General features: G+C 56.0%; 20 protein-coding genes. 5 read left to right on the top strand and 15 right to left on the bottom strand.

Annotated elements, in window-relative coordinates; all coding sequences use genetic code 11:
• Nucleotides 1–176: 176 nt before the first annotated feature.
• The 4 genes from ABIE61_RS06405 to ilvE form a co-directional block, all read right to left on the bottom strand.
• A complete protein-coding gene (locus ABIE61_RS06405) occupies nt 177–563 on the bottom strand; it encodes a hypothetical protein (protein WP_354407763.1) in 387 nt (128 codons plus the stop codon).
• Between the two features lie 286 nt (nt 564–849).
• Complete coding sequence (locus ABIE61_RS06400) at nt 850–1,281, bottom strand: PaaI family thioesterase (protein ID WP_354407762.1); 432 nt, start codon at nt 1,279–1,281, stop codon at nt 850–852.
• Nucleotides 1,282–1,385: 104 nt separating this feature from the next.
• Nucleotides 1,386–1,892, bottom strand: a complete 507-nt coding sequence (locus tag ABIE61_RS06395; protein WP_354407760.1) for a DinB family protein — start codon at nt 1,890–1,892, stop codon at nt 1,386–1,388.
• Nucleotides 1,889–2,794 carry a branched-chain-amino-acid transaminase gene (gene ilvE / locus ABIE61_RS06390; protein WP_354407757.1) on the bottom strand — a complete coding sequence of 302 codons (906 nt, stop codon included), beginning with the start codon at nt 2,792–2,794 and terminating at the stop codon, nt 1,889–1,891. Before ilvE ends, ABIE61_RS06395 begins: the two co-directional genes overlap by 4 nt.
• Before the next feature lie 164 nt (nt 2,795–2,958).
• On the opposite strand from ilvE, the gene ABIE61_RS06385 reads away from it, so the two are divergent.
• Nucleotides 2,959–4,386, top strand: a complete 1,428-nt coding sequence (locus ABIE61_RS06385; protein WP_354407756.1) for an aminotransferase-like domain-containing protein — start codon at nt 2,959–2,961, stop codon at nt 4,384–4,386.
• A gap of 318 nt (nt 4,387–4,704) precedes the next feature.
• Entirely contained in the window at nt 4,705–5,010 is a 306-nt protein-coding gene (locus ABIE61_RS06380; protein ID WP_502915047.1) for a helix-turn-helix transcriptional regulator, read from the top strand.
• Between the two features lie 8 nt (nt 5,011–5,018).
• Here the strand turns inward: ABIE61_RS06380 and ABIE61_RS06375 are convergent, their stop codons facing one another.
• The 5 genes from ABIE61_RS06375 to guaB all read right to left on the bottom strand — a co-directional run bounded on the left by ABIE61_RS06375 (nt 5,019) and on the right by guaB (nt 10,635).
• Nucleotides 5,019–5,543, bottom strand: a complete 525-nt coding sequence (locus ABIE61_RS06375; RefSeq protein ID WP_354407754.1) for a helix-turn-helix transcriptional regulator — start codon at nt 5,541–5,543, stop codon at nt 5,019–5,021.
• A gap of 3 nt (nt 5,544–5,546) precedes the next feature.
• Nucleotides 5,547–5,816, bottom strand: coding sequence for a hypothetical protein (locus ABIE61_RS06370; RefSeq protein WP_354407751.1), 270 nt, complete (start codon nt 5,814–5,816; stop codon nt 5,547–5,549).
• A gap of 121 nt (nt 5,817–5,937) precedes the next feature.
• Nucleotides 5,938–7,194: a tyrosine-type recombinase/integrase gene (locus tag ABIE61_RS06365; protein ID WP_354407749.1), complete on the bottom strand. Its 1,257-nt coding sequence runs from the start codon at nt 7,192–7,194 to the stop codon at nt 5,938–5,940.
• A 298-nt stretch (nt 7,195–7,492) separates the two neighbouring features.
• A complete protein-coding gene (guaA, locus tag ABIE61_RS06360) occupies nt 7,493–9,073 on the bottom strand; it encodes a glutamine-hydrolyzing GMP synthase (RefSeq protein ID WP_354407747.1) in 1,581 nt (526 codons plus the stop codon).
• A gap of 92 nt (nt 9,074–9,165) precedes the next feature.
• Nucleotides 9,166–10,635 (bottom strand): IMP dehydrogenase, encoded by a 1,470-nt coding sequence (gene guaB / locus ABIE61_RS06355; protein WP_091825478.1) that lies wholly within the window; start codon nt 10,633–10,635, stop codon nt 9,166–9,168.
• An 80-nt stretch (nt 10,636–10,715) separates the two neighbouring features.
• Between guaB and xseA the strand changes: the two genes are divergently transcribed.
• The 3 genes from xseA (at nt 10,716) to ABIE61_RS06340 (ending at nt 13,619) form a co-directional block, all read left to right on the top strand.
• On the top strand, nt 10,716–12,098 hold the full coding sequence (gene xseA, locus ABIE61_RS06350; RefSeq protein WP_502915046.1) for an exodeoxyribonuclease VII large subunit: 1,383 nt from the start codon (nt 10,716–10,718) through the stop codon (nt 12,096–12,098).
• A gap of 69 nt (nt 12,099–12,167) precedes the next feature.
• Nucleotides 12,168–12,794 (top strand): BamJ family beta-barrel-assembly machinery protein, encoded by a 627-nt coding sequence (bamJ, locus tag ABIE61_RS06345; RefSeq protein ID WP_091825476.1) that lies wholly within the window; start codon nt 12,168–12,170, stop codon nt 12,792–12,794.
• 57 nt (nt 12,795–12,851) lie between these two features.
• Nucleotides 12,852–13,619, top strand: a complete 768-nt coding sequence (locus ABIE61_RS06340; RefSeq protein ID WP_354407745.1) for an alpha/beta fold hydrolase — start codon at nt 12,852–12,854, stop codon at nt 13,617–13,619.
• Here the strand turns inward: ABIE61_RS06340 and ABIE61_RS06335 are convergent.
• The 6 genes from ABIE61_RS06335 to bioF all read right to left on the bottom strand — a co-directional run bounded on the left by ABIE61_RS06335 (nt 13,603) and on the right by bioF (nt 18,155).
• Nucleotides 13,603–14,346 carry a putative metalloprotease CJM1_0395 family protein gene (locus ABIE61_RS06335; RefSeq protein ID WP_354407743.1) on the bottom strand — a complete coding sequence of 248 codons (744 nt, stop codon included), beginning with the start codon at nt 14,344–14,346 and terminating at the stop codon, nt 13,603–13,605. The two genes, ABIE61_RS06340 and ABIE61_RS06335, sit on opposite strands and share 17 nt — an antisense overlap.
• A gap of 35 nt (nt 14,347–14,381) precedes the next feature.
• Nucleotides 14,382–14,627: a hypothetical protein gene (locus ABIE61_RS06330; RefSeq protein ID WP_091825468.1), complete on the bottom strand. Its 246-nt coding sequence runs from the start codon at nt 14,625–14,627 to the stop codon at nt 14,382–14,384.
• Between the two features lie 133 nt (nt 14,628–14,760).
• Nucleotides 14,761–15,447 (bottom strand): dethiobiotin synthase, encoded by a 687-nt coding sequence (gene bioD / locus ABIE61_RS06325; protein WP_354407741.1) that lies wholly within the window; start codon nt 15,445–15,447, stop codon nt 14,761–14,763.
• On the bottom strand, nt 15,444–16,226 hold the full coding sequence (gene bioC / locus ABIE61_RS06320; RefSeq protein ID WP_354407739.1) for a malonyl-ACP O-methyltransferase BioC: 783 nt from the start codon (nt 16,224–16,226) through the stop codon (nt 15,444–15,446). Before bioC ends, bioD begins: the two co-directional genes overlap by 4 nt.
• Nucleotides 16,213–16,989, bottom strand: a complete 777-nt coding sequence (gene bioH, locus ABIE61_RS06315; RefSeq protein WP_354407738.1) for a pimeloyl-ACP methyl ester esterase BioH — start codon at nt 16,987–16,989, stop codon at nt 16,213–16,215. The genes bioC and bioH overlap by 14 nt, the downstream gene beginning before the upstream one ends.
• Entirely contained in the window at nt 16,986–18,155 is a 1,170-nt protein-coding gene (gene bioF, locus ABIE61_RS06310; RefSeq protein ID WP_354407736.1) for an 8-amino-7-oxononanoate synthase, read from the bottom strand. The genes bioH and bioF overlap by 4 nt, the downstream gene beginning before the upstream one ends.
• Nucleotides 18,156–18,162 lie beyond the last annotated feature (7 nt).

Here is an 18,162-nt window from a genome sequence, read left to right as displayed (position 1 = left end):
TGGCGAGCTGAAGCGTACCACCTTCGGCAGTTGGCCACCTCTCGCCGTTCAACCATGAGTGTCGCACTTATTATCTGAATTCCCGCCCTAGCTGATTGACTCATTGATGTATATTTTTCCCACACAACACTGCGCTCATCCTCGATCAATTTTTATTTATCTCAATGTCCTGTGAGCTATCCTGAATTAATAGTCACCGAAGAGCACCAATTCTTTTCCCATTTCTTTATTCGGTTTTTTACAGGAGCACCATCATGATTAATCCTTAACGGCGTTGCGAAAGCCAGCTCATCAGGAAAACAGTCACGGCTAATCGCCCCATAAACTTTTCCACCTGATTCAACAGTCACACAAACCAACATTCCGCATTTTCGACATTCATGAAATACGGCAGTCTTCGTTCCTTGCTGGACTTGGCCATAGAATGAAAAATCCCTTATGTGTATTTCCACGGCAGTGCCAGCCTGGAATACATACTGAGCATTGTGGGCTGTGCAATATTCACAATCACAAATGACGGGATGAACTTCGCTGGCACGGTCAAACTGCCACTCCACTTTCATATTCGTACATCTACAGTGCCCAATCACGCTGCCCCCTCCAAATCATTCCTTACAAATGGATCCCCGTACCAACTAGTCCAGACCTTCAGAGGAGCAAAGTGTCACGCCAACATTTTTCATATCTTTTTCTCCCTTGGGATAGAGCTGAGAAATCGCATCTGTGACCAGCATAATCCTGAAATCGCGCTCACAAAGTCGTTTTGTACATCGATGCTGATCAACGCACCGTGGTTTAGGTCAAGGTTGTGTAGCGATTCATTATTCTTTCCTGCTGACTCCTCAATTTTTATGATTGCAACATTGTCATGATAGTTGCCGTCATCGTCGCTACCGGTTTTTCTTCGCCATATTCCGAGCTGTACAATGCAGCTTCCACGACAGAAATTGTTTTGCCTGGCTTGACCACAGTTGCCTTCGCAACAAAGTTATCCCCCTTGGCTGGGCGCAACAGGTTTACCTTGAATTCCACGGTGAGCACATCCGCTCCTTGTGGCATCAGTGTAAATGCAGCATAGCCACAGGCACTGTCCAGAATAGTCGCGACAATGCCTGCATGGATATAGCCGTTTTGTTGCGTAAACTGAGATTGGAAGGGAAAGCGAATGGAGACGATTCCTGCCCCCTGGATACTCAGCTCCGCCTCCAGGGTTTGCATCACTACCTGGCGGCCAAAGCTCTCGAATGTCTTGGATTCATAGCCTGTATCTTGTGCTTCCACCTTGTATCTCCCTACCTAATTTTTATTTGAAAAATTACTGCGTTTGATTCGATGCCTGTCTCTCGAAAATAATGAATATACAAAAGAGAAAGGGTTTAATGTCGTCAATTCTCATCAGGCATAAAGATCAAGTCAGTCACCCCGAAGTCCACACCTTGTTGGGACAGCGCCGCTGTCACCTGTCCACGATGGTGGGTTTGGTGATTGAAGAAATGCACGATAGCCTGAGCGAAGTCCACACTCCGCTCGGTATTGCTCGACAAACTGACATAGTTCAAGCGTTCGGGCGGCGGGGATAACGCAAGGCTTTGTGCCCAAGCAATAATGTCCTTGTCAGTTTGCTGCCGAGCTTGTCGCAACTGGGCATAATCACCGAACAGCTCCTGGGTCAGGCTGTTCACTGTGACAGACTCCTTTTTGAATCGAGCCAGCCACATCAGGTCGCAAACCAGCAAGTGATTGAGGGTGTTGTAGATGGAGCCGAAGAACAAGCCGCACTCCGACCGGCGCTGCTCAGGGGGCAAGGTCTCCGCAGCCGAATACAGACCGCCATTTATCCATTGGTTGTAGCGAGCCATGTTGTTTGCGTAGCTGGCCAAGTCAAAGGTCATTGTCTTTTCTCCCCACATTCGTCATCAATCAAAGCCTGGTGGGCAACTGACAGACGCTGATATACAGGCCCAGGACACTGGGCGATCTGCCGACCATCGATTGTTTTAACTGGAATCAACCGCGCACCGCTACCGCAGATAAAACACTCCTCGGCAGTGTAAAGATCATAGCTGGTGAGGGACTGCTCGCAAGCCTCCAATCCTTGTTGAGACGACAGCTCCAAAATGGTTTCGCGGGTAATTCCTTCCAATGCACCGTCCTGAACTGGCGGCGTTAGCAGCGATCCCGCGTTGACGACAAAGATATTCTCGGCGCTGCATTCCGCCACATGACCAAACTGGTTGAGCAAAATTGCTTCATCAACTCCGGCGGCATTCGCTTCCGCCCTGGCCAAAACCGAATGCAGGTAATTCAGGGATTTGACCCTTGCATCCAGCCCCGTACCGACTGCTCGCCTGATACTGCTGGTGATCAGGCTAACCCCTTGGTTCCGGGCTTCATCACTGACCAACGACAGTGATGTCGGAATGATAAATACGTTGGGCGCAGTGCAATTAAGGGGGTTTAGTCCCATATCCCCCTCCCCCCTGGTCACCAGAATCCGCAGGTAACCGTCGGCCATGCCCGAGCGAGCGATACAAGCCATGACTGCTTCTGCGAGAGCATCATCGCTATAGGGAACAATGATCGCCAGTGCACTGAGGGAACAGCGCAGCCGCGCCAGGTGACGATCGAGCCGGAAAGGATACCGGTGATAAAATCGCAGTCCCTCGAAGCAGCCGTCACCGTATAGCAAACCGTGATCATAGATCGAAACAACTGCTTGATCAGCGCTCACAAGCTCACCATTCTTCCAGCAAGAATACTTCGTTTTTGTATGACACATGGGTTGGGCCTGCATCCGGTATCACCTCACAGAGTTGACGTTCTTGTGCTGCCTGAAAGATAACGATGCCATTGATGGTCTCATCCGGTTCAGGCTATTGAGGGAGCAATGCTGGAAGTGTAATCTTTCCAAGAAAAGGGTACAGATACAGTTTATATGAATTTAAACGGGTACAGATTTTGGACACTACACGCTTTCAACTCCATCGCTACGAGCAGCTTGCCGAACAGCTGACCCGGGAGATTCAGGCAGGACGCTACAGTCCAGGAGAAAAAATCCCCGGAACGCGTGTGCTGGCGGAAACCCATGGTGTCAGCATCAATACTGTCCTCCAGGCGCAAAAACTTTTGGAAAATCAGGGCATGATTGAAGCGGTTCCGCGCTCGGGGTTTTTCGTCAAATGGTGCGGCGAAGACTCCGCACTGCTAGTAAAAAAACCTGCCAAGGCCACGTTGAGACCAATATTGGTGAAGCGCCAGCGACTGGCGCTGGATTTGATCCAGGCCACTGGCAGCAAGACCATGGTGCAACTGGGAGCGGCCCTGCCCCACGAAAGCTGCTTCCCCGGGCAGGAGCTGCAACGAATCGCTGCCCGAATCAGTCGAGCCGACGGTACCGGATTTATGCGCTACGAAGTTCCGCCCGGATTGCCATCACTTTGCGAATCCCTGGCGCTGCGGATGCTGAGCTACGGCTGTGATGTGAGTGCCGCGGACATCCTCGTCACCAACGGCTGTCACGAAGCACTGATTATTGCCCTCAAGTGCGTGGCCGAACACGGTGATGTGGTATTGCTTGAATCCCCCACCTACTATGGTTTACTGCAGGTGATCGATACCCTGGGATTACGCGCGGTGGAAATCCCCTGCCACCCCGAGTCCGGCATGGACCTAGACAAGGTCGAGGACGCCTGCCGGCAGTGGGACGTAAAGGCCTGTATCGTCGTCAGCAACTTCAGCAATCCACTGGGGAGCTGCCCAGACAACAATCAAAAACAGGCGTTACTGTCACTGCTCAATAGCTTCGATGTGCCGTTGGTGGAAGACGATATTTATGGTGACCTTGCCTTCGACGGTCATCGCCCGGCCCCTTACAAACACTTCGACACGACCGGGGAGGTACTCTATTGCAGCTCTTTCTCCAAATCGGTTTCCCCAGGCCTGCGGGTAGGGTGGCTATCACCCGGTCGCTATACGGAGAAAGCCGCCTACCTGAAATTCACCCAGAATATTGCCAGCGCTACATTGAACCAACGGGTACTGGATGAATACCTGCGTAATGGCGGTATGGACAGGCATGTCCGGAAAATACGCCGCCGTTATGCCGTGAATATAGGACAATGTATTGACCTGATTAAGACAACGTTTCCACCCGGCACCCGCACCTCCCAACCTCGCGGCGGCTTTGTATTGTGGGTGCAGTTGCCTGGGGAGTTCGATACCACCGAGCTTTATCAAAAAGCACTGGAACACAATATCAGCATCGCCCCTGGATATTTATTTTCCAGCGATCAACGATTCAAACACCATTTCCGAATAAACTGCGCATTGCCGTGGGAATCGATGCTGTCCCCAGCCTTGCAAACACTGGGATGCTTACTGGATTGAGTGCGACAAGCAATACCATCACGGCAACTAGTAATCCAAAGCATCTACTTCCCGGGGACAGAAAATAAAATATTCTGGAGTGTAATCGGTTGTCGGTGACTTCATGAGGGATACCTGAGTGAGGTAATAGCTGCCATGGAGGGGGTAATATAAAGATTGATCAGTAGGTATCAAAAATTAATCGGCCGCTAGTTCAACGACCAACTCTCGTAGTCATCGGTGAGCTGTGTCACGCTCTCGGTGAGCATGCCAGATTTGCTCGAAACTAAATTTCGCCTGTTGCCGCTGAGGAAACCTTAAAATACTGTCCGGGACTGGTTGACCACTACAGATTTGCCACAGTACGTGGAAACACCTCCGCTTCCCTTCCGTCGAACCATCCGCCGACGTGAACTTCACCAGATGATCCCCTTGGCGGAAACAACCATCTACGATATGGAACGTCGCGGTGAATTTCCCCGTCGTTTCAACCTGACGCCCCGTTGCGTGGTGTGGGACCTGGAGGAAGTGGAAGCCTGGATCGAGGAGCGCAAACAGCAATCCCGCTCAGGCAAATCGTCCCCCGCTCCTGGGCCGGACGTGAACCAGCGTATTACCCGCCCAGTACGTTCTCGCAACCAATGAGCTGACGGCTAGGCCGTCAGCAACTCTGTATTATTCTGCCCACTCACCGGGTGCCGAATCGCCTCCTTGGTGACATTGACCTCCAGCACCACTCTCGCAGCCTCCAGCATTCCACTATCAATCCGGTAACCCCCGCGCGTTTTCAGCCAATCCAGCACCTCCGCCAGATGCCATATCGAGGCGCTACCTTCGTGAACCGGCATCGGAAACGTCGAGCGGTGGGCCAGCATGAGCTTGCGCATTGCCTGACGGGAAATCCCCACCACATCAGCCACATCCGTCAGACCGACCAGATCGGGCGAGGCTTCGATCAAACGCGCGGTGGGCACAGCGCTTTTGACATCGGCCAAAGCGGTCCGAACCGCCTCCACTGCACTGTCCGCCTCACGGGAGAACTCCAGAGCCAGGCGACCTGGCTGCCCGACACCGACAAGCGCGTCATCACAACCGGCGGCACCTAGGCGCTCCACCAGCGCGTCCGGGTCGCAGTCTTGCTCAGACAATTGGTATTTCAGTGTAAAGATATATTCCACGTCTCAATCCTCCGACTCCGTATCTTCCCGGCGCTGGTGAGTGGAGCACTTGTCCACCACCCTGCGCAGCGCCCGTGCGTGGCTGCCGGGATTTCTCGGTGTGCTCCACACACTGGCGATACAGAACTCACCACAGCGGCATTCATCGTCATTGTAGGGGCAGTAGATCTTGCCCCAGGCATGACTACCACCCACCTCGACTCGCCAGCCCTCCTCTTCAGCATGCTTGAGCGCCGCTTCAATTTCTTTCTTCGGATGCGATGATCGAGTCATTCCTTGTCTCCAGTATGGGCATGGCACCCAAGGTTGTCAAGTGACAACCTTGGGTTATGGAAAGTGTTCTGTTGGCCATGCCCAAACGACCGCAAGCCAACAATCACCATGACCACGACACTCATACCGATGCCTTTAATACAGGCACCGACATTGTCGACGGCATCAAGGTTGGAATGTAGCTACCCCCTTCCGCCCAAGCCTCAATCATATTGGCCCACTCTTGCATCATGTGCCGACGCTGCTCGGCATACTCCGCTTTGTTGTACACCGCCCGAGAGGAGCGACCGTCCTCGTGGGCCAAGGCCTTTTCAATCCAGTCGCGATTGAAACCGACTTCATTGAGCAGTGTGGAACCGGTACGGCGCAGGTCGTGAACGGTAAATGGTTCCAGCGGCAAGCCTTTTTCCCGGGCCCGCTCTGATACCTTCAAGGTCACTCGGTTCAGCGTGCCCATGGACATGCACTGGTCACCATCATAGCGAGCCGGAAACAGGTACTTGGATCCACCGGCACAGGTCTTGAGCGCCACCAGGATGTCGAGCGCCTGTCGGGACAGATAAACATTGTGAGGGAAGCGCCGCTTCATCCGCTCCTTGGGAATGCTCCATACCCCGGTCTCGAAATCCACTTCATCCCAGGTCGCCTTTAGCAACTCGGCCTTCCTCACCAAGGTCAGCAGGATCATGCGCAGCCCCAGGCGAATGGTCGGCGACGTGGGTATGGTATCCATCTCGTGGACCATCAGCCGGATTTCAGCGGGTGACAGCGCGCGGTCCTTGGGCGCAAAAGTGGCAATGGATGACGGCATCACTTCATCGGCCGGATTGGTCACTTTCTCGCCGTGCATGATGGCGTGTGCGTAGACCTGCTTGACAATATCGCGGACGTGGATAGCGGTTGCCGGTGCTCCGCGCTTTTTCACCTTCATACACAGGGCCCGGAGGTCGTCGGGTGTGATTTCAGCCAGCAGACGGTTCTTGAAGACCGGCAGGATGTCGCGGTCGATGATGTGCTTGCGCATGGACCTGGTGCTGTCAGCCATGCCGGAAGCTACCATCCACACCTCGGTGAATTCCGCGAAATTCCTGGCACGGGACAGGCGGCGTTTTTCCCGCTGTTTCTCCTGGGCAGGAGAATGCCCGTCGGCCACCGCCTTGCGGGCATCCAGCAGGCGCTCCCACGCCAGGGCCAGGGAAATACCACCCGGCCCGTATCGGCCCAGGGTGAGGGTTTCACGCCGGCCATTGAGACGGTAATCGTAACGAAAGGTGATGGTGCCTGTTTTCGAGACGGTCACATACATGCCGTCGCGGTCGGCGACCTTGTAGGTGGCGTCATTGGGCTTGAGTTTGCGTAGCGCTGTATCGGTCAACATATCAGGTTTCTCCTGTGTTTGCGGTTTGTTACCGTCAAGGGTCAGGAGCCCTGATGATATCCCTAAGTTCTTGATATCAAAAGAAGTCAGGGCGTAGTTTTACCGTCATGCCGAAAAAAGGCATGACGGTAAATGGGAGAGTCTTAATCCGGGGAATTCGCGATACCGTCGCTTTTACCGACAAATGTTCCTGCTTGCCGCCGGTAGCCACCGATAGGTAATGAGACGTAAATTTAGATAAATCATAAACTTACGTCATTTTTCCGATTGCAGCTGATAGTCCCTGAAAGACCTTATTTCACTCCCACTCAATCGTGGCCGGCGGCTTGCTGGAAACATCGTAGGTCACGCGCGAAACCTTGACGACTTCATTGATGATACGGCTGGATACGGTTTCCAGCAGCTCATAGGGCAGGTGAGCCCAACGGGCTGTCATGAAGTCGATGGTTTCAACGGCACGCAGGGCAATCACGTACTCATAGCGACGACCATCGCCCACAACACCCACGGACTTCACCGGCAGGAAGACGGCAAATGCCTGGCTGGTTTTGTGATACCAGTCGGCCTTGTGCAGCTCTTCGATGAAGATCGCATCCGCTTCACGCAGAATTTCTGCGTATTCCTTCTTCACTTCACCCAAGATACGTACACCAAGCCCCGGCCCCGGGAAGGGGTGGCGGTAAACCATGTCGTACGGCAGGCCCAGCTCCAGACCGATCTTGCGCACTTCATCCTTGAACAGTTCACGCAGCGGTTCAACCAGCTCAAACTTCATGTCTTCCGGCAGGCCACCCACATTGTGGTGCGACTTGATGACATGCGCCTTGCCGGTCTTGGAAGCGGCAGACTCGATCACATCCGGATAGATGGTTCCCTGTGCAAGGAAGCGGCAATCTTTCAGTTTTTCAGCTTCGTCATCGAACACTTCGATGAAGGTGTTACCAATGATCTTGCGCTTGGCTTCAGGATCAGCTTCGCCCAACAGGCGGCCCAGGAACTGATCTTCGGCATCGACACGGATTACGTTGACACCCATGTTACGGGCGAACATCTCCATCACCTGGTTGCCTTCACCCTTGCGCAGTAGACCGTTGTCCACGAACACGCAAGTCAGTTTGTCGCCTATCGCCTTGTGCAGCAAGGCTGCAACCACGGACGAGTCCACGCCACCCGACAGGCCCAACAGCACTTTCTGGTCACCGACCTGCTGCTGCACCTTTTCGATCAGGTCCTGAATAATATTCGCTGCCGTCCACAGTGCATCTGTGTTGCAGATCTCACGTACAAAACGTTCCAGAATGCGCAGACCCTGTTTGGTATGCGTCACTTCCGGGTGGAACTGAACACCATACAGGTTACGCTTGGGATCACACATGGCGGCAACCGGCGCAGAATCCGTGGCCGCAATCATGTGGAAGCCATCAGGCATTTCAGTCACCTTGTCGCCATGGCTCATCCAGACGTCCAGTGACAGAGTGCCGTTGTTTGCGATGTGGTCTTCAATACCTTCCAGCAAACGGCTCGGGCTATCAGCCAGACGCACACGCGCATAACCGAACTCACGCTTGTCGGAACTGGCGACTTTGCCGCCCAGCTGCTCGGCCATGGTCTGCATGCCGTAGCAAATGCCCAGCACCGGCAGACCCATGTCAAATACGCATGCCGGAGCCCGCGGTGAATCCAGTTCAGTGACGGACTCAGGACCGCCTGCCAGAATGATGCCGTTGGGGGCAAATTCACGAATCGCCGCCTCATCCATATCAAAGGCATGGATCTCGGAGTAAACCCCGATCTCGCGTACCCGACGAGCGATCAACTGGGTGTACTGGGACCCAAAGTCCAGAATCAGGATGCGTTGCGCGTGAATATCTTTGCTCATACTCAGTGACTCCACCGAATGCTGGCCGCCAGGCGGCACAAACAAAAAGTGGGGCAGTCCACCGCCCCACTTGTCAGTTAGATATTGGTTGTTCAGCCCACACGATAGTTGGGGGCTTCCTTGGTAATACTTACGTCATGTACATGGCTTTCCGTGATACCCGCGTTGGTGATGCGTACAAACTTGGGCTTGTTGCGCATCTCCTCGGTGGTGGCGCAACCCGTATAGCCCATCGAAGCGCGCAGACCACCCATCAGCTGATGCACGACACCCGCCATCGGCCCCTTACAGGGCACACGACCTTCGATGCCTTCCGGCACCAGCTTCTCGGCACCGTCTTTCGCATCCTGGAAGTAACGATCGGAAGAGCCTGTCAGGCCAGACATGGCACCCAAAGAGCCCATGCCACGATAGGATTTGAAGGCACGCCCCTGGAACAGCTCGACTTCGCCCGGCGCCTCATCAGTACCGGCGAGCATGGAACCGACCATTACCGCAGAGGCTCCGGCAGCAATCGCCTTGGAAAGGTCGCCGGAGAACCGGATACCACCATCAGCGATCAAGGGAACACCGTGCTCGCGCAGTGCAGCTGCCACATTGGCAATCGCCGAAATCTGCGGCACGCCCACACCGGCAACAATTCGTGTAGTACAGATGGAACCGGGACCGATACCCACTTTCACGCCATCCGCACCTGCTTCAGCGAGCGCAATGGCAGCTTCTGCCGTTGCGATGTTGCCACCCACCACTTGCACCTGCGGGAAGTTCTGCTTCACCCAGGCCACACGATCAATAACACCCTTGGAGTGACCGTGTGCGGTATCCACCACAATCATATCAACACCGGCTGCTACCAGAGCCGCCACACGATCAGGGGTTTCGGGGCCGGTACCCACTGCGGCACCAACGATCAGACGACCACGACTGTCCTTGGCAGCATAGGGGAACGCCTGAGCCTTACTCATGTCCTTCACGGTCATCATGCCGCGCAGAGCGAACTTGTCGTCAACCAGCAGGATCTTTTCGATGCGGTGCTTGCGCAGCAATTCGCGAATAACGTCAGGATCTTCGCCTTCGTTGGCTGTGACCAGTCGATCCTTGGGTGTCATGATAGTGGAAACTGTCGCATCCATATCATGCTCAAAACGCACATCGCGACTGGTAACAATACCCACCAGCTCGCCGTTATCTACAACCGGGAAGCCGGAGAAGCTCAGCTTGCGCGACAGCTCAATGATTTCGCGCACGGTGGTATCGGAACTGCAGGTAACCGGATCCAGCACAACGCCAGACTCGAACTTCTTGACCCGGCGCACTTCTTCGGCCTGCTGTTCGAGGGTGAGATTCTTGTGGATGATGCCGATACCACCTTCCTGTGCCATCGCGATGGCCAGACGGGATTCGGTAACGGTGTCCATGGCCGCCGAGACCAGCGGAATATTCAGTTCAATACCCTTGGTCAGGCGGGTCTTCAGTGAAACGTCCTTCGGGAGTACTTCCGAGTATCCCGGAACCAGCAAAACATCATCAAAGGTTAGCGCTTCTTCAACGATTCGCAACATACTGAACCAGCCCGTTTTCTGTGAAAAATTAAACAGGAAATTATACACAAAACCTGCGCAGACAACAATCAGCGATCACGATGGATGCCAGCCTTGCCGATGTCGTTTATCATGCCGGCATGAACCGATCTGAAGCCACACACTCTACCGCCATCAGCGTCAGTGAACTGAACCGTCAGGTGCGTTCACTGCTGGAAAATTCCTTCATGAGCCTGAGGGTCGAAGGCGAGATCAGCAACCTCGCCCGTCCTTCCTCAGGACACTGGTATTTTACGCTGAAAGATGACAAAGCGCAGGTACGCTGCGCCATGTTCCGCAACCGCAACCAACAGGTTCGCTTTCGCCCGAAAGAAGGGGACCAGGTGGTGATTCAGGCCAAGGTGAGCCTGTACGAAGGACGCGGAGACTTTCAGCTGATTTGTGAGCAGATGCAGGAAAGCGGACTGGGCAAGCTGCAGCTGGCTTTTGAAGCATTGAAACAGAAACTGGCCGGTGAAGGCCTGTTCGAGATCGGCCGTAAACGACCACTTCCCTCCCCTGCACGCCATATTGGCGTGATTACCTCCCCTACCGGGGCGGCGATCCACGACATACTGACCGTTCTGCAGCGACGCTGCCCGGCACTGCCGATAGCGCTTTATCCGGTCGCGGTTCAGGGTAACGAGGCTGCAGGCCAGATTGTACGCGCCATCGAACTGGCCAACCGTGATCAGCGCTGTGATGTACTGATTGTGGGTCGCGGCGGCGGCTCTCTGGAAGATCTTTGGCCCTTCAACGAGGAAACTGTGGCACGCGCCATTGCAGCCTCCCGCATACCTGTTGTGTCTGCGGTAGGGCATGAAGTCGACGTATCGATCAGCGACCTTGTGGCTGACTTGCGTGCACCTACGCCTTCGGCTGCGGCTGAATTAATCAGCCCGGATCAACAGGTGCAACTGCAGCATCTCGCAAGCCTGCAGCACCGCCTGCAGCGGCAAATGCATCTACAGCTGCAGCGCTGCCGTGAGCGTATGGATCACCTTCGACTCAGGCTGCGTCACCCCGGTGAACGCCTGCGTGAGCAGAGCCAACAACTCGACCAGCTGGAACTGCGTTTGCAGCGTGCGCTTCAACAGCAGCTGAACAGACGCCAACAGCGGCTGGATACTCTGGAACAGCGACTGCGTCAGGTTTCGCCATCTCGCATGCTGCAGCAAAAGGCACAGCAGCTGCAGCCACTGCAACAGAGGCTGCAGTCTTCCATTTGCCATTTGATTGAACGTCGCCAGCTCAAGCTGCAGGGACTCATGCGCGAATTGAACAGTGTCAGCCCTCTGGCAACACTGGAGCGTGGTTACGCCATTGTTCAGTCCAGCGATGGTACCGCCATTACTGCAAACACACAGGTCAAGTCGGGCGAGCAGATCCAGGCCCGATTGCACCGGGGTGCTCTGATCTGCCGCGTCGAGAAGATCAGCGACTGAAGCCCCGTCAAAGCTGCAGTTATGTTAGCATCGCCCTCTTTAACCAACCGAACGACAAGCGGGTTTAATATGTCTGAACAGGTATTCGAAACAACAGAACAGCGCGCCAGCTATGGCATTGGCCGCCAGATGGGTGACCAGCTGGCTCAGGGCAGCTTTGATGGTGTCGATGTGGAAGCGGTGATCACCGGTTTGCGCGACTCCTTTGGCGGTGAAGGCCTGCGGGTACCTGCCGAGCAGATTCAGGCCGCGTTCAACGAGATCACTCAGCGCATGCGCGAAGCTCAGGAAGCACAGGCGCGCGCAGCGGCAGCCAAGGGCGAAGCGTTTCTGGCAGACAACGCCAAACGTGAAGGTGTCGTGACGCTTGAATCAGGCCTGCAGTACGAAATCATCGAAGCCGGTGACGAAAATGGTGAAAATCCGACCGCCAGCAGCAAGGTGCGCACCCACTATCACGGCACTTTCATCGATGGCAAGGTGTTCGACAGCTCCTATGAACGCGGCCAGCCGGCCGAATTCCCGGTCGGTGGCGTGATCGCAGGCTGGACCGAAGCCCTGCAGCTGATGACCAAAGGGGCCAAATGGCGCCTCTATGTACCTTACCAACTGGCCTACGGTGCCCAGGGCTCTCCCGGTGGCATTCCGCCCTATTCAACTCTGGTATTCGATGTCGAGCTGATCGACATTCTGTGATCCTGTCGCCGCACGTAGCCAAGCATACGTGCGGCCTGCTCATTTCGGGTATTCATCATGCAACTGAATTTTCATCGCAGTGGCAAGGGAGCGCCGCTGGTCATTCTGCACGGCCTGTTTGGCACGCTGGAAAACTGGGGTGCCAAGATTAAACAGCTCAGTGAACACTTTGATGTCATTGCCGTCGATCTTCGCAATCATGGCCGCTCCCCACACGATTCGCGTATGGACTATACCGCCATGGCAGATGACGTGATCGAGCTGATGAACCGGCTGGGGCTTGAAAAGGTCAATTTGATGGGGCACTCAATGGGTGGCAAGGCCGCGATGCAGCTGGCGATGGATCATCCAGGCAAAGTCGAGCGGCTGATAGTGGTTGATATTGCCCCGGTCGAGTATCCACCACATCATAACGATGTGTTTGCAGGCCTTAAATGCATTAACCTGTCGCAGCTGAAAAGCCGACGCGAGGCTGACGATATACTGAGCCAGTATGTGAATTCAGAGGCAACCCGCGCATTCCTGCTGAAAAACCTCTACCGCAATGAAGACCGACATTTCGCATGGCGCATGAACCTGCCCGCACTTGAGCAGCAATATCGCCAGATAGCGGCTGCGCCCGAGGGCACGCCCTACGGAGGACCTGTTCTGTTCATCAAGGGCGGGGAGTCAGGTTATATCCAGGCAGAGCATCAGCAGGCCATTCTGTCACGCTTTCCTGCCGCTAACTTCAAGATTATCGCCGGTGCGGGACATCTGCCGCATGTCGAGAAACCTAGCGCATTTACTCGGCTGGTCGATAAATTCCTCAGACCTGATAACTGAAAAGAGTGCCGGGCGGATACATCCGAGCAAAAACACCGGCCTCAACCAGCTGCCGCTGCAGCCGCCCCATGGATTCTGCCTGCGCCTCACGCATCTCGGCGCGCCTCTCGTTACCGGCACCGTCTTCCTGACGCGTTTCAGCTGCGGCACCCGTTGTCTGCTCCGGTTCTTCACCGCTTTCTTCGCTCGCTTCACTCTCCTCCATTTGGGCCAGCTCAGCACGTGCTTCGGCGGCCATGGCACGAGCACTCGCTGCAACTCTATAGTCCTGAGACGAAGGTTCAGCCGGCGCCATCGCCGCACGAATAATCGCTTCCGCCTTCTCCAGGGTCGCACGCGGGTCTCCGCTGACGGCAGAGGTATCAATACTCACCTCACCGCCAACAGCATACATCTGGCCATCAGGGCCACGTTCGTAACTGTAGGAAACAGCACCGGTAATACCGGCGCCGGCAGCCTGATGCGCCATTTCATGCTGCCGTACCTCCCGGTCACGGGCGCTTAGCTGCTGTAAAACGCGCTGCTCCTGACGCTGCTCAACCGACTGTTGGCGTGAACTTGATCCAGTGTCTTTTGGAGTCGAGGATGAGCCTTGCGCAGTGTCGCTTGCACTGCCTGCCTGCGCTTGCGCAGACGAATCAGGCTGGCTTGCCCGGGTGGCAGGCTGTGAATAGGTGCCGGAAACAGGAACCGACGGGGGTGAGATACTGGAGAGTGCTGTGCTCATGGCAGAAGAGGGAGGATCACCCCTCCCTTCCTGTATCAGGCCATGGTATCGATCAGGTTACCCAGCACCTCATCCGTCGCATTAACCACCTTGGTAGCGGCAGCTTCGGTGGTTTCATTGACGGTAGAGTTGGCAACAGCCTGATTAATTTCACGCCCGGAAGCGACTTCTGCCAAGTCCGGACGACCGCTGCCCTGAGTGTCACCGGATACTTTCGGTGTGTTGTCCAGAGTACGGTTTACGTTGAACATGCCACTGTTCTGAGCTGATGTAATGTTCATGGGGCACCTTCCATTTTCAATTGCAGTTCAGGCGACAAAACAGCGCGCGTCAGGACCTTAGTATCCTGACGCTCGGTACGCCTTTGATTGCATCTGGTAGCAGTATAGAACAACTGCACCCATTGGTCACTTTTTACTCATCCAACAGTGGAATCAGATCAATATGGTCGGCAACTCGCTCTGGGTCAGGATCATCCAACCAGGGAATCCGCCCTAGCAGAGGCGCGCGGAACAGCCGCTCCAGCGTGGCCAGATTTTCATCCGGGCAACTCATGTCCGGGTCGATATGGTTGGCGACCCAGCCGGCCAGGCGCAGGCCATCGCGGGCGATCGCCTCGGCGGTCAGAATAGCGTGGTTGATGCAGCCCAGCTTCATCCCCACCACCAGGATCACATCCAGCTCCAGCAATTGTGGCAGCCGCGCCAGGCTTTCACGCATGCTCAGCGGCACGCGCCAGCCACCGGCACCTTCCACCAGCACCAGATCTGCCGGTTGCATCATGGTGCCACGGCAATAGGCCGCCAGTCGGTCGGCGGTCAAAACTCGCCCTTCCTGTTCGGCGGCAATGTGCGGTGCGATCGGTGGTTCGAAAGCGATCGGGTTGACCTGCTCATAACTCAGCTTGATGCTGGCAGCCTGTTGCAGCAGCAGCGCATCGGAGTTGCGCAGTCCATCCGGCGTCTGTTCACACCCGGCTGCCACCGGTTTCAGGCCTATGGTTCTCAACCCTCTGCGGCTTGCAGCCGTGAGCAGTCCGGTGGTCACCAGAGTCTTGCCTGCATCGGTATCGGTACCGGCGATGAAAAAGCGCTTTTTCACTGGGATTCCTTGAACAGTTCCAGATAATAAACTTCATAGGTAGCGGGAAGAGCACCATCGGCTTGACGCTGCCGTTCATAGGCGTCCAGCAGCCTTATCAAGCGTTGACGACTGCTCAGCCCTTGATCGCGACGACTGTTCACATTATGAGCACCCAACGCCTTGAGCTCGTGCATCAGCTCCTGCAGGCGATTGTAACGGAGCACCCTGTATTCAGTCTCGCACCGCGCCAATGTCAGGCCGGTGTTGTATGCCAGTAGCCGTTCGAGTGCTGTAAAGCAGTTCACATGCACATCGTCATCCACCGCTGCCCATGCCCGCTTCAGCTCATGCAGCGTATCCGGTCCCAACGTGGCCAGCAGACAACGACCGCCCGGTTTCAGCACCCGCGCCAGTTCGGTCATCAACCGGTCCGGCTGTTCGCACCACTGCACGGCAAGGCTGGACCAGATCAGCTCAATGCTGGCGTCCGCCAGTGGCAGTTGTTCGGCATCACCACAGAGATAGAATGCCCCCGGCACCGACCGCTGTTCGCGGGCAAAGGTGAGCATGCCATGGGCCAGATCCAGATGCAGCAGCGATGATTCTGGATAACACGCATGCAGATGCGGCGCGGCATATCCGGTGCCACAACCAAGATCCAGCAGGTTGCCTTCGACCTCCTCGGGCAGCCACTGCAGCAGACGGTCGGCGATAGCGCGCTGCAACTGAGCAACGGAGTCGTAACTCTCGGCCGCACGACTGAATGCCTGGGCAACCCTGCGTTTATCCCGCTGCATCGGCACCATCCACCTGGCGCACCAGCGCATTGAGCATGTTCAGCGCTTCATCGGCATGGCTGATAAAAGGCAAATGTGCACTCTGCGCCAGTACACTAACCTTCAGCTTCGGGCTCAATGCCTGTACCTGCTTCGCCAGACCTACCGGTACCAGCTGGTCTTCAGCACCCAATATCAGCTGGGCTGGGCAGTTCAGAGTGGCCAGGGCCGAGCGCAGGTCGGATTCCAGCAGCATCAGCGCTGATGCCAGTGCCTGAGGCTCCGCCGTTGCCATAACACCTTTAAGTCGTTTCAACTCATCACGGGCGCTGGCTGAACCACGCGTCTGCAGGGCGGCAAAGCGCTGCAGGGTTTTGGCCTCGTTGTACGCCAGTGACTCAACAAAGGCGTTGAATACGTCCGACGCCATGGCGCAGGACCAATCCTCACGGGCGACAAAACAGGGGTTGGCGGCAATCAGACTCAGACTTTTCACTTGTTCCGGCGCCTGTTCGGCACAGGCCAATGCCAGCTGTCCGCCAAGCGACCAGCCCACCCAGTGCGCCTGCTCGGGTGCGGCTTCAAACAGAGCCCCAACCACGGAGCCCAACGACATATCGCCTGCGGGTGCAGAACGTCCCAACCCCGGCAGATCAATCAGCGTTACACGATAACGCTCGGCCAGGCGGTCGGAAAAGTCACCCCAGATGCCAGAGTTCAGTCCCCAGCCATGCAGCAGCACCAGATCAGGGCCAGTGCCACGGGTTTCATGCCACAGACTCATGCCACGCCTCCGGTACGAACCTGATTCAGCGCTTCCAGCAAGCGATCCACCTGCTCTTCGCTGTGGGCCGCACTGAGGGTCACTCGCAGGCGCGAGCTACCAGCTGGGACAGTGGGCGGACGGATGGCACTGATAAAGATACCGCGTGCTTCCAGTGCGGCACTGATCCGCATCGCCTCACCGGCATCGCCGATCAGAATCGGCTGGATAGGCGTTGGCGAATCCATCAGCGCATAACCCAGCTGCTCACAGCCACTGCGAAAGCGCTGGATCAGCTGCGTCAGCTTGTCGCGGCGCCAGCTTTCGGACTGCACCAGCCTGAGACTGGCACGGGTGGCCTGAGCCACCGCCGGCGACATGCTGGTGGTATAGATGTAAGTGCGGGCAAACTGGATCAGGGTTTCGATCAGCACCTCGGAACCGGCTACAAAAGCGCCGGAGGTACCGAAGCCTTTACCCAGAGTGCCGATTAGTACCGGCACCTCTTCATTGCTCAGACCGAAGTGCTCGACGCAGCCGCCGCCCTTGGCGCCCAGACAGCCAAAACCATGGGCATCGTCCACCATCAGCCAGCCGTCATGCTCGCGGGTTACTCGACTCAACTCTGGCAGGTCGGCAATATCGCCATCCATGCTGAACACGCCATCAGTGACCACCAGCTTGCGGCGCGCTTCTGAGCGACTCAGCCGCTGAGCCAGGCTATCGGGGTCGTTGTGCAGGTAACGCTGGAAACGAGCACCACTGAGCAGGCCCGCGTCCAACAGGGATGCATGATTGAGACGGTCCTGAAACGCCGCATCCTGTTTGCCGATCAGGGCATTGACGGCACCAATGTTGGCCATGTAGCCGGTTGAGAACAGCAGCACCCGCTCACGGCCGGTAAATTCCGCCAACTCTTCTTCCAGCGCATGGTGAGCCTGCGAATGTCCGTTGACCAGATGAGACGCACCGCCGCCCACGCCGTAGGTATCGGCACCCTGCTTAAGCGCAGCGATCACCTCTGGGTGGTTGGCCAGCCCCAGATAGTCGTTGGAGCAGAACGCCAGATAGCGACGGCCATCAACGCTGACTTCCGGCCCCTGGGCCGACTCCAGCACTCGGCGCTGGCGATAAAGGTTATCCTGCCGCCGTACTTCAAGCGCGGCGGCCAGATCATTGAAGGACATGGATCTG

This window comes from Marinobacterium sp. MBR-111 (assembly GCF_040547585.1).
GTDB lineage: Bacteria > Pseudomonadota > Gammaproteobacteria > Pseudomonadales > Balneatricaceae > Marinobacterium > Marinobacterium iners.
Note: the sequence above shows the minus strand (reverse complement) of the source record. Positions and strands in the feature narration are given on the sequence as shown.

What these genes read in the sequence shown, in the direction of transcription:
- ABIE61_RS06405 (WP_354407763.1), bottom strand. Translation starts at nt 563, where the DNA reads ATGAAAGTGGAGTGGCAGTTTGACCGTGCCAGCGAAGTTCATCCCGTC.
- ABIE61_RS06395 (WP_354407760.1), bottom strand. Translation starts at nt 1,892, where the DNA reads ATGACCTTTGACTTGGCCAGCTACGCAAACAACATGGCTCGCTACAAC.
- ilvE (WP_354407757.1), bottom strand. Translation starts at nt 2,794, where the DNA reads ATGCAGGCCCAACCCATGTGTCATACAAAAACGAAGTATTCTTGCTGG.
- ABIE61_RS06370 (WP_354407751.1), bottom strand. Translation starts at nt 5,816, where the DNA reads ATGACTCGATCATCGCATCCGAAGAAAGAAATTGAAGCGGCGCTCAAG.
- ABIE61_RS06365 (WP_354407749.1), bottom strand. Translation starts at nt 7,194, where the DNA reads ATGTTGACCGATACAGCGCTACGCAAACTCAAGCCCAATGACGCCACC.
- guaA (WP_354407747.1), bottom strand. Translation starts at nt 9,073, where the DNA reads ATGAGCAAAGATATTCACGCGCAACGCATCCTGATTCTGGACTTTGGG.
- guaB (WP_091825478.1), bottom strand. Translation starts at nt 10,635, where the DNA reads ATGTTGCGAATCGTTGAAGAAGCGCTAACCTTTGATGATGTTTTGCTG.
- xseA (WP_502915046.1), top strand. Translation starts at nt 10,716, where the DNA reads ATGGATGCCAGCCTTGCCGATGTCGTTTATCATGCCGGCATGAACCGA.
- bamJ (WP_091825476.1), top strand. Translation starts at nt 12,168, where the DNA reads ATGTCTGAACAGGTATTCGAAACAACAGAACAGCGCGCCAGCTATGGC.
- ABIE61_RS06340 (WP_354407745.1), top strand. Translation starts at nt 12,852, where the DNA reads ATGCAACTGAATTTTCATCGCAGTGGCAAGGGAGCGCCGCTGGTCATT.
- ABIE61_RS06335 (WP_354407743.1), bottom strand. Translation starts at nt 14,346, where the DNA reads ATGAGCACAGCACTCTCCAGTATCTCACCCCCGTCGGTTCCTGTTTCC.
- ABIE61_RS06330 (WP_091825468.1), bottom strand. Translation starts at nt 14,627, where the DNA reads ATGAACATTACATCAGCTCAGAACAGTGGCATGTTCAACGTAAACCGT.
- bioC (WP_354407739.1), bottom strand. Translation starts at nt 16,226, where the DNA reads ATGCAGCGGGATAAACGCAGGGTTGCCCAGGCATTCAGTCGTGCGGCC.
- bioH (WP_354407738.1), bottom strand. Translation starts at nt 16,989, where the DNA reads ATGAGTCTGTGGCATGAAACCCGTGGCACTGGCCCTGATCTGGTGCTG.
- bioF (WP_354407736.1), bottom strand. Translation starts at nt 18,155, where the DNA reads ATGTCCTTCAATGATCTGGCCGCCGCGCTTGAAGTACGGCGGCAGGAT.